At 58.5% G+C, this 8,212-nt stretch carries 9 protein-coding genes and 1 pseudogene; 6 read left to right on the forward strand and 4 right to left on the reverse strand.

Going from position 1 to position 8,212, the window contains the following annotated elements; translation table 11 throughout:
• Positions 1–124: 124 nt before the first annotated feature.
• Both WAW39_RS21025 and WAW39_RS21030 read right to left on the reverse strand, forming a co-directional pair.
• Positions 125–1,201, reverse strand: coding sequence for a hypothetical protein (locus tag WAW39_RS21025; protein ID WP_422321125.1), 1,077 nt, complete (start codon positions 1,199–1,201; stop codon positions 125–127).
• A gap of 3 nt (positions 1,202–1,204) precedes the next feature.
• Positions 1,205–2,116 (reverse strand): DUF2167 domain-containing protein, encoded by a 912-nt coding sequence (locus WAW39_RS21030; protein WP_422321126.1) that lies wholly within the window; start codon positions 2,114–2,116, stop codon positions 1,205–1,207.
• Positions 2,117–2,236: 120 nt separating this feature from the next.
• Between WAW39_RS21030 and WAW39_RS21035 the strand changes: the two genes are divergently transcribed.
• Positions 2,237–3,013 carry a hypothetical protein gene (locus WAW39_RS21035; protein ID WP_422321127.1) on the forward strand — a complete coding sequence of 259 codons (777 nt, stop codon included), beginning with the start codon at positions 2,237–2,239 and terminating at the stop codon, positions 3,011–3,013.
• A 9-nt stretch (positions 3,014–3,022) separates the two neighbouring features.
• Here WAW39_RS21035 and WAW39_RS21040 read toward each other — a convergent pair whose 3' ends face one another.
• Entirely contained in the window at positions 3,023–3,397 is a 375-nt protein-coding gene (locus tag WAW39_RS21040; protein WP_422321128.1) for a pilus assembly FimT family protein, read from the reverse strand.
• Between the two features lie 145 nt (positions 3,398–3,542).
• On the opposite strand from WAW39_RS21040, the gene WAW39_RS21045 reads away from it, so the two are divergent.
• From WAW39_RS21045 to WAW39_RS21060, 4 genes are all read left to right on the forward strand, one after another.
• A complete protein-coding gene (locus WAW39_RS21045) occupies positions 3,543–4,181 on the forward strand; it encodes a hypothetical protein (protein ID WP_422321129.1) in 639 nt (212 codons plus the stop codon).
• Positions 4,182–4,225: 44 nt separating this feature from the next.
• Positions 4,226–5,518 carry an ATP-dependent Clp protease ATP-binding subunit ClpX gene (gene clpX / locus WAW39_RS21050; protein ID WP_422321130.1) on the forward strand — a complete coding sequence of 431 codons (1,293 nt, stop codon included), beginning with the start codon at positions 4,226–4,228 and terminating at the stop codon, positions 5,516–5,518.
• Between the two features lie 80 nt (positions 5,519–5,598).
• Positions 5,599–6,552 carry a sugar phosphate isomerase/epimerase family protein gene (locus WAW39_RS21055; RefSeq protein WP_422321131.1) on the forward strand — a complete coding sequence of 318 codons (954 nt, stop codon included), beginning with the start codon at positions 5,599–5,601 and terminating at the stop codon, positions 6,550–6,552.
• Between the two features lie 40 nt (positions 6,553–6,592).
• On the forward strand, positions 6,593–7,147 hold the full coding sequence (locus WAW39_RS21060; RefSeq protein ID WP_422321132.1) for a PH domain-containing protein: 555 nt from the start codon (positions 6,593–6,595) through the stop codon (positions 7,145–7,147).
• 14 nt (positions 7,148–7,161) lie between these two features.
• On the opposite strand, the gene WAW39_RS21065 is transcribed toward WAW39_RS21060, so the two are convergent.
• A complete protein-coding gene (locus WAW39_RS21065; protein ID WP_422321133.1) occupies positions 7,162–7,656 on the reverse strand; it encodes a hypothetical protein in 495 nt (164 codons plus the stop codon).
• A 71-nt stretch (positions 7,657–7,727) separates the two neighbouring features.
• Here WAW39_RS21065 and WAW39_RS21070 point away from each other — a divergent pair.
• A pseudogene (locus tag WAW39_RS21070) lies at positions 7,728–8,212 on the forward strand (GTPase HflX); the annotation flags it as partial.

Raw genomic sequence — 8,212 nt, forward strand, 5'->3', positions numbered from 1 at the left:
TCACGCGTGCCTTCACCTTTGTCATAGGCGCTGACAATGCGTTCACGTAAATCCAGAGAGAGTGTTGCCATACCACTTTATAGCAGGCCTCTACCCGGATGGCTATATAATTATTTAAAATGCTCTAAGCCGCCGGCTGCCGCAGTTCCACGCCACCGCAGTCAGAGCAGGCGGTCATGCCGCTTTGGAATTCAGCACCGCACCGCGGGCAGGTGGGAAGTTTTGCCGTCGCGGGCGGATCGTAATCTGCTTCTGCGATGCCTTCGTGGCGGAAGAATTTTTCCAGTGCCTCGGCTTCGAGCGGCAGCGATTCATTTTGAGGCCAGCCGGGAACGTAGCGTGACTCACGCCAAAACAGACGCGCACTTTCCAGCCAGCGCTTGTCATCCAGCAGTCCACGCCAGGCGAGCGGATGAGGCGGTTCGGCATCCGTGGTCAGATTCACGACATCAAAGGCACGCATCGCCAGTTGCGGCAGGAAGGCAATCCCGAGCGCGCGCCAGCGACGATGCGGGATAGTGACGCGGCTTTTCCGAGAGCTGCGCAGAAAGAGCCATGACTGGATGAATTGCAGCAGCAGCAGCACACCCGCAGCCGTGAGCACGATCAGACTGTCGCCAAAGCGATGATACAAAACGCTCATCACACCAAAGCACCACATGAAGTGAATCGTGGCACACAGCCGCAGTGATCGGGTCAGCTGCGAGGTGGCCGTGGCGGTTATGTTGGCAGATTTCGTATCGAGTGACGTGCGGGCGTGCTTGAGGAAAGCACTGCGGCGCTGTTCAGGTGTCAGGCCTTGCCACTCGGTGAGCCTTTGCTGCCAGAGGTCCGCCAGCGTTTTGGAAGGCAGGCGCACACGAGTGACGGTGTCGAGATGCAGCGTGCTTTCCTCGACACGCGGGGCCAGCTTGTCCCATGCGATGCTGACGCTGATGCTGTCGGTCAATCGCACACGCAGCGAATCCTGCTCGGGCACAAACAACCATGGCAGGGCTATTGCATGCGCCTGCATCGGCGGCAGAGGAGAGAGCAGCAATGGCGAGCCGCTGCCGATTTGCAGCCGCATCCATGGTCGCAGCGGGCTCCAGCCCGACTTGCCCGTGCCCGCAGCCATCCAGGCCGTGGAAGGCACGAGGCGCAGGCACTCGATGAGATACAGCAGCACGAAGACTGCGAGAAGCGTCTGGCCGTCGGTCATGCGCTATTCGCCTGGGGGCTGACGCGAGCCGAAGATTTTGCCGAAGAGTTTTTTCAAGCCGGCCAGAGCACCCACCACCAGCAGGATCGCCGCCTTGCCCAGCTTGGCGAAGAACAACCCGAGCTTGCCAAACAGACCCATCTTGGCCGCGGCGAAGGCGCCTGTGCCTGCAATGAGCGCGGTGAGGCCGTATTTTGCCACCTTGTCGCCTTCGCGGAATTCAGCGTAGCGCTGACCTTCGACATAGGAGAAGCCGCCCATGACTTTCTGAAACTCGGCCAGCAGCGGCTGAAACTCCGCCGGGTCGCACACGAGCTGCACCTTCATGGAACCCGTGCGGCCCAGCAGCCGCGTCTCATAGTTCACAGACTCTCCGCCTGTTCCGTCCAGGCTCTGAATTCGAACCGCCCACTCAAGGGTCTTGGTGGTGTCGTTGAAGCGCGGCGGCATGGCCCAGCCAAGAATGGCCAGTTCATGGATGCCGCGTTCCTTGCGCACTTTGTTGGATTCCGCCAGTCCCTCGCGGCGGAGTGCCAGCAGTTCATCCGCATTGATGTCGTTTTTCTCATCGTCTTTCACATGGCCGGAATCGTCGTAGCCAAAGATGATCCAGGGCCCGAATCCCTCGGTGGTAAGCATGCCTGAGGCGGAGGGCTGGGGCAGATTGCCAAACAATTCCAGCACACGGCTGGTGCCGCTGCCGTGGGTAAAGCGGTAGCCCTTCGGGATGGCGATCTTGGCCACGCCGCCGAGATCTCCTGCGCCTTCACGCACCCAGCCGACCTTTTCCATGTCATCCAGCAGCTTTTTCTCCTGCTCCTCCACGTTCTGATTCGCGGGCTGTTGAGCCTGGGAGGTGGAGAAAACTGCGAGACAGGCCAGCAGCACAGCGCGTGAGAGAAATGAGGACTTCATGCGTCGTCAGTCTCGCAGGGGCTGCGGGAGATCGTCAAGGCGAGGTTTTTACCAGATTCGTAATTGGCAGAGGAAGCCTTAGGCCGCATGTTCAGGGGCCTTTGACTCACTCTTTATTCCATGGATGAACCAAATTCTGCTCCAGCACCCGCGCCGCGCCGCGGGCCAGGATGCCTCTCCACCCTGGCCCTGACGTTTCTGGCGCTGGTGGTCATTGGTGGCCTCGTGGTTTGGAAGGTGGTGGATTCAGGTTTTGGCATGAAGTGGCTGGTAGAGCATTTCCAGAAGCAGACCATCACCGAGAGTTTTCGTGAAAACGTGAAACGCATCGCCTCGACTCAGGGGGATGTATTGGAACTCGCCACCATGGAAACCGAGGAGACCGTCACGAAGTATGACACGAAGACCTTGTTCAACGATGCCGTTTACCTCGGCACCACCGTGGCGGAGATCCGCGCGATGGTGGTCTATCGTTACCATTTGAAGCTGTCCGACGAGTGGAAGATCACGGTCGAAAACGGTCGTTGCGTGGTGATCGCGCCCGCCATCCGGCCTTCGCTGCCACCGGCGATCCGCACGGAAACGATGGAGAAAAAGGCTGAGGCTGGCTGGCTGCGGTTCAATGCGGCGGAGAACATGGCCGAACTGGAGAAAGGATTGACCCCGATGCTGGAACGTCGCGCGGGTGTCCCCGGAAAGATCAAGCATGTGCGCGAAGCCAGCCGTACTTCCGTGGCCAAGTTTGTGCAGCACTGGGTGCTCAAGGAGCAAAAAGCGCAAGACCAGGGCGGCATTCGCGAAATCGTGGTGATTTTTCCTGACGAACCGGCGGCTGCCAATGCTGCCGAAGCATCGAAGCTGCCCGCCACTTTGAATGTGGAAGTGAGCGTCGATTAACTCAGCGGATCAAGGCTGCAGCCCTTCAGGGTCGTAGAGCAGCAGGCCGGACTCGAACTTCACAAAAGACAGAGCTCCGGGCAGGTCGCTGGGCCGCATGTTGGTAAGGCTGAAAAGTTTGTCCTTCCACATCCCTTGCTTGCCGGTAACACCGCCTATCAGCTTGGCTGCGGTGGCCAGTTTGTCCCCTGGCACCACAAAATCCGCATTGCCCAGCGTGGCATAGACCCCGAGAGAAACAATTTCCTGCGCGTTCCGCTGGTTGATCACACGTTCTATCACACTCCTTTGGTTTCCGCCGTGCCAGCCAAGTGCAATGCTGGTGAAGATGCCGACCAGGCAGATAACGGTGAGCAGTTCCAGCAGTGAAAAGCCCGCAGACATCCAGTTTTTTGGCTGGGGTTGTGGACGGAGGGGGCTGGCGGAGGTGCGCAACACGGGTTATATAATTATCATAAACATCTTTTCGCCGCAATCTCTCGTTTTGACGGGGGTGACAGTCTGCATTTAGACAGAGGCTGCAGAACACATGATACCTGACTTGTTGGAACCATTACCCCGATCGCAGCGCGAAGCTGTCGATTCTGCCGGCTACCGTATCATGCGCTGGATGGCGGCCCGCGAAGTCTTGCAGACGCGTGTTACGAAAGGCCGTGTCGCAGGGCCATTGGGTGATTTTTTGGCGCACTGGCTGTCACTGGCCCCCGCGCCCAGGGGGGGCTCAGATCTTTGGCTGTCATTCAATTATGCACAGGATCAAGGGGGACTGAAACTCTCGGGAGGCAGCGCAACGCTCGCCCATTCTCCACTGGAGCAAGGATTGCTGCATCTGCCGGCGCTGCGCTCATTTTGGAGCCAGGAATTGCGCCAGCAGCATTTTGTGGCGTTGCGATCTCTGGTCCCTCAAGCGTGGCTGATGGACCCGGCTCAGGTTCCACCCGGAGCGGTGATTCAGGGCTTGAACACGGTTTCTTGGGAGCGCACCCTACAATTGTGGGGACGGCAGTGGGAAATCAAAGACCCACAGGGGCAGATCCTCACAAATCGGTCTCTTGCGCAGGACAGCATTTTGACCTCACGACCGGTTTCAGGCGTAGTACTCAAAGCATGGTATGGTCGGAATGACGATGAGCAGGTTGTTTTAAGTTCTATAGAAGCAGCACCTTGACGTGCATCCCGCTTCCGTGCGACATTATACTATCCCCAAAAACCATGGCACGCGGCTCCAACGTTACTCTCTGCTCCTTCTGCGGCAAAAGCCATGCAGAGGTCAAAAAACTCATTGCAGGTCCGGGGGTGTATATTTGCGACAACTGCATTCACGTCTGTAAAAACATCCTCGACAAGGAAACCTCGGTCGATTCCGAGGGTGGTCCAGCACTGCTGGTGCCACGTCCGGCGGACATTGCCGCGCTGCTGGATCAGCATGTGATCGGCCAGTCTCAGGCGAAGAAGGTGCTCAGTGTCGCGGTGCACAATCATTACAAGCGCATCCTGCACACCCAGCAGCAGGCCACGCGTGCCGGCAGCGGAGCCCCTCGCAAAGTGACGACCGCCCTGCCCGACCCCAATGATGTCGAGATCGAAAAAAGCAACGTGCTGCTCATGGGCCCCACGGGCTGTGGCAAGACGCTGCTCGCCAAGACTCTCGCACGCATTCTCAATGTGCCTTTCAGCATTGCAGATGCCACCACGCTGACAGAGGCCGGCTACGTCGGCGAAGACGTGGAAAACATCGTCCTGCGTCTACTGCAGGCGGCGGACTACGATGTCGCCCGCGCCGAGATGGGCATCGTCTACATTGACGAGATCGACAAGATCGGCCGCAAAACCGAGAACGTGAGCATCACGCGCGATGTCTCTGGTGAAGGCGTGCAGCAGGCACTGCTGAAAATCATCGAAGGCACCGTGTGCAATGTGCCGCCGCAGGGCGGACGCAAGCATCCGCAGCAGGAGTACATCCAGGTGAACACAGAAAACATTCTGTTCATCTGCGGCGGGGCCTTTGTCGGCCTCGACAAACTCATGGAGCGGCGTCGTGGCGGCAAGACCATGGGTTTTGTGAATTCCCAGGCCGCGAAACCCGAGACCGCCAAATCCAGGGCCGAAGTCGAACCAGAGGACCTGCTGTCGTTTGGCCTGATTCCGGAGTTCATCGGTCGTCTGCCGGTGGTTTGCTCGCTGGAGTCACTGACGGAACAGGAACTCGTGCGGGTGCTGACCGAGCCGAAGAACGCTTTGATCAAACAGTATGCGAAACTGATGAACATGGACGGCGTGGAGCTTTCCATCACACGTGATGCAATGCTGGCCATGTCCAAGGAGGCGGTGACACGCGGCACAGGTGCACGCGGACTCCGCAGCATCTTCGAACGCATCATGCTGGACGTCATGTATGACGTGCCCAGCCGGATGGACGTGCGCGGCGTCACCATCAACGAAGGCGTCGTCAAAGGCGAGCGTGCGGCCATGCTGCGCAAGCGGGTGGAACGCAAGGCGGCATAAGCTTCGGGTTACAAAGTCGGGGCAAAAATTCTGCTGGAGCTTTGGGGGCTCCTCACATCATAGTGGGTGCTATCACACCCATGACCTCCCGCCGCCACTTCCTTCAACTCGTCACCACAGCCATTGCCGCTGCAGGTTCACGCCAAGTCATCGCCGCTGACAAGGAGCCGCCGTTCAAAATCTCGCTGGCTGAATGGTCGCTGAACAAAGGCATTTTTGGGAAAGGAAACGCAGAGCGCCACGAGCATCTCGACTTCTGCAAGATCGCCCGCAGCCTGGGCATCGACGGCGTCGAGTATGTGAACCAGATGTTCTTCGACAAGGCAGCTGACGCCGCCTACCTCGGCGAAATGAAAAAGCGCCAGGAAGGTGAAGGCGTGAAAGGCCTGCTCATCATGTGCGACCGCGAGGGTAATCTCGGCGATCCCGATGAGGCCAAGCGCGCAAAGACCGTCGAAAATCATCTCAAGTGGCTGGATGCCGCTTCCACCCTCGGCTGCCACAGCATCCGCGTGAATGCCGCCAGCGATCCGAAACTGAGCTGGGACGAGCAGATGAAGCTCGCAGCGGATGGCCTGCATCGTCTGTGCGTGGAAGGCGACAAGCGCGGCCTCTACGTTGTCGTGGAAAATCATGGCGGACTCTCCAGCAACGGCCTCTGGCTCACTGGCGTGATGAAAGCCGCAGACCATGCCCGCGTCGGCATTCTGCCGGACTTTGGCAATTTTTACACCGACCGCGTCAAAGGTGAGCTCTACAACCCCTACAAAGGCCTGCGTGAGTTCATGCCTTGGGTGAAAAAGGGCATGAGCGCCAAGGCCTACGACTGGGACACCGGTGCTGGCAAATTCTACACCGAAGACCGCCGCGAAGGGCGCGAGATGACGCTCGATTTTGAGCGTTTGATCAACATCGTCGTCAAGGCGGGCTATAATGGCTACATCGGCATCGAATACGAAGGCGACAAGCACACTGAAATCGAAGGCATCAAACGCACCAAGCAGGCGCTTGATGAGATCAAGTCGATGCTCTGATTTTCCAACCGCTTCCTAAACTCACACCCCCTCGCACATCATGCCTACAGAAGACGCTCCCATTCCTGCCGCCGTCGCGGAAATCAATCTCTGGTCCGGTCACACCTCCCAGTGGGTTCATTTCTGGTATTACTTCTTCTGCCTTATCTTAGCTGGGGGCATTGGCTTTGCGGCCACGGTGTTCGGTCTGGCGACTGCTGGCATCGGAGCGCTGGGGTATCTGGGGTTGATCATTCCGTTTTTGATGTGGGTCTTCCGCTGGTGGGCGACAAAATGCACCACTTATGAGCTGACCAGCCAGCGTTTGCGCATTCGTTCTGGAATTCTCAGCAAAAAGACCGATGAAATGGAGCTTTTCCGGGTGCGGGATTACACGATGGAGCAGCCCTTTTTGCTGCGATTGGTCGGTCTTGGCAACATGACCTTGATCACCTCAGATGCGACGACGCCCACACTTTCCATGCGTGCCATTCCGGGAATTGAGAACGTGCGTGAAAAACTGCGCACGGCTGTGCAAATTGAACGTGATCGGAAGCGGGTGCGGCAGATGGATGTGGACAGTGTGGATGACAGCGGTGGCGGTGGTCTGCACTGACCCCTTGGGGCTGATCAGGAGCCTTCGACTTTTTCGGCATTTACGACGCGGGTTTTTCCATCTTTGACTTCGAGTTGCATTTTGATGCGTGCATATTCCTTTTTGTAGCTCCAGCCGGCTTCGGCGTCCCAGGTGGTGGCGCTGGTGGGCTGGAGTTTGCGGAGTTGAAGGACAAAGGCGGCGAGGCGTGTGTCGGATTCGGCAATGGTGTGGTCTGGCTCGATGACTTTGAGGTTTTGGGCGTTGACGAATTTGAGCTTTAGGTCGGCGAAGCGGTTGGTGAAGGGGTCGGTGGCGGGGGTCATGCCGTCGCGGTTGATCTCGCCGAGGACGATGGAGTAGCTTTTGGGGACGCCGGGATTGATGTCGGGGAGGAGGGTAATGAGATGGCGGACGGCGGCTTCGCCGGCATCGCACTCATAGAGGTTCAGCGGGAGGGGGGCGGTGTCTGAGGAATCGCAGGCGGCGAGACCGAGGCAGAGGCTGAGCAGAAGGAGGCGGCGTGTCATGTGGGTTGGGAGTTCATGGCATGGAATACGCAGCTTGGCAATGCGCTGGCGTGCTCCATACTGGCAACCCCATGTTTGACATTCGAGAAAAACCCAATGCCGTTGAGAACGCTTTTCTGGTCGGTGCGTACTTTGACCGGCGGCAGAAGCAGGAAGCTCACGATTTGCTGGAGGAGCTGGCGGAGCTGGTGGGGACGCTGGGGATCAATATCATTGGCAAGGAGCTGGTTTTTGCGCGGGAGCACACGGCGCGCTACCTGATTGGCAGCGGGAGGTCGGCGGAGCTGATGAAGCAGGCGAAGGAGCTGGGGGCGGATGTGATTGTGTGGGACAATGAGCTGAGTCCGGGGCAGCAGCGGGCGTGGGAGAGCGAGGGGGACATCTGCGTGATCGACCGGCATGAGGTGATTTTGGACATTTTCAACATGCGGGCGAAGACGCGGGAGGCGCGGCTGCAGGTGGAGCTGGCGAAGATGGAGTATTCGATTCCGCGGCTGACGCGGATGTGGGCTCACTTGGACCGACAGGGCGGTGGCGCCGGCGGTGGGGTGGGTGG

Origin of the sequence: Prosthecobacter sp. (genome assembly GCF_049294395.1) — a bacterium.
GTDB lineage: Bacteria > Verrucomicrobiota > Verrucomicrobiia > Verrucomicrobiales > Verrucomicrobiaceae > Prosthecobacter.

Coding starts and splice junctions, on each gene's coding strand:
- WAW39_RS21025 (WP_422321125.1), bottom strand. CDS start 1,201: ATGACCGACGGCCAGACGCTTCTCGCAGTCTTCGTGCTGCTGTATCTC.
- WAW39_RS21030 (WP_422321126.1), bottom strand. CDS start 2,116: ATGAAGTCCTCATTTCTCTCACGCGCTGTGCTGCTGGCCTGTCTCGCA.
- WAW39_RS21035 (WP_422321127.1), top strand. CDS start 2,237: ATGGATGAACCAAATTCTGCTCCAGCACCCGCGCCGCGCCGCGGGCCA.
- WAW39_RS21040 (WP_422321128.1), bottom strand. CDS start 3,397: ATGTCTGCGGGCTTTTCACTGCTGGAACTGCTCACCGTTATCTGCCTG.
- WAW39_RS21045 (WP_422321129.1), top strand. CDS start 3,543: ATGATACCTGACTTGTTGGAACCATTACCCCGATCGCAGCGCGAAGCT.
- clpX (WP_422321130.1), top strand. CDS start 4,226: ATGGCACGCGGCTCCAACGTTACTCTCTGCTCCTTCTGCGGCAAAAGC.
- WAW39_RS21055 (WP_422321131.1), top strand. CDS start 5,599: ATGACCTCCCGCCGCCACTTCCTTCAACTCGTCACCACAGCCATTGCC.
- WAW39_RS21060 (WP_422321132.1), top strand. CDS start 6,593: ATGCCTACAGAAGACGCTCCCATTCCTGCCGCCGTCGCGGAAATCAAT.
- WAW39_RS21065 (WP_422321133.1), bottom strand. CDS start 7,656: ATGACACGCCGCCTCCTTCTGCTCAGCCTCTGCCTCGGTCTCGCCGCC.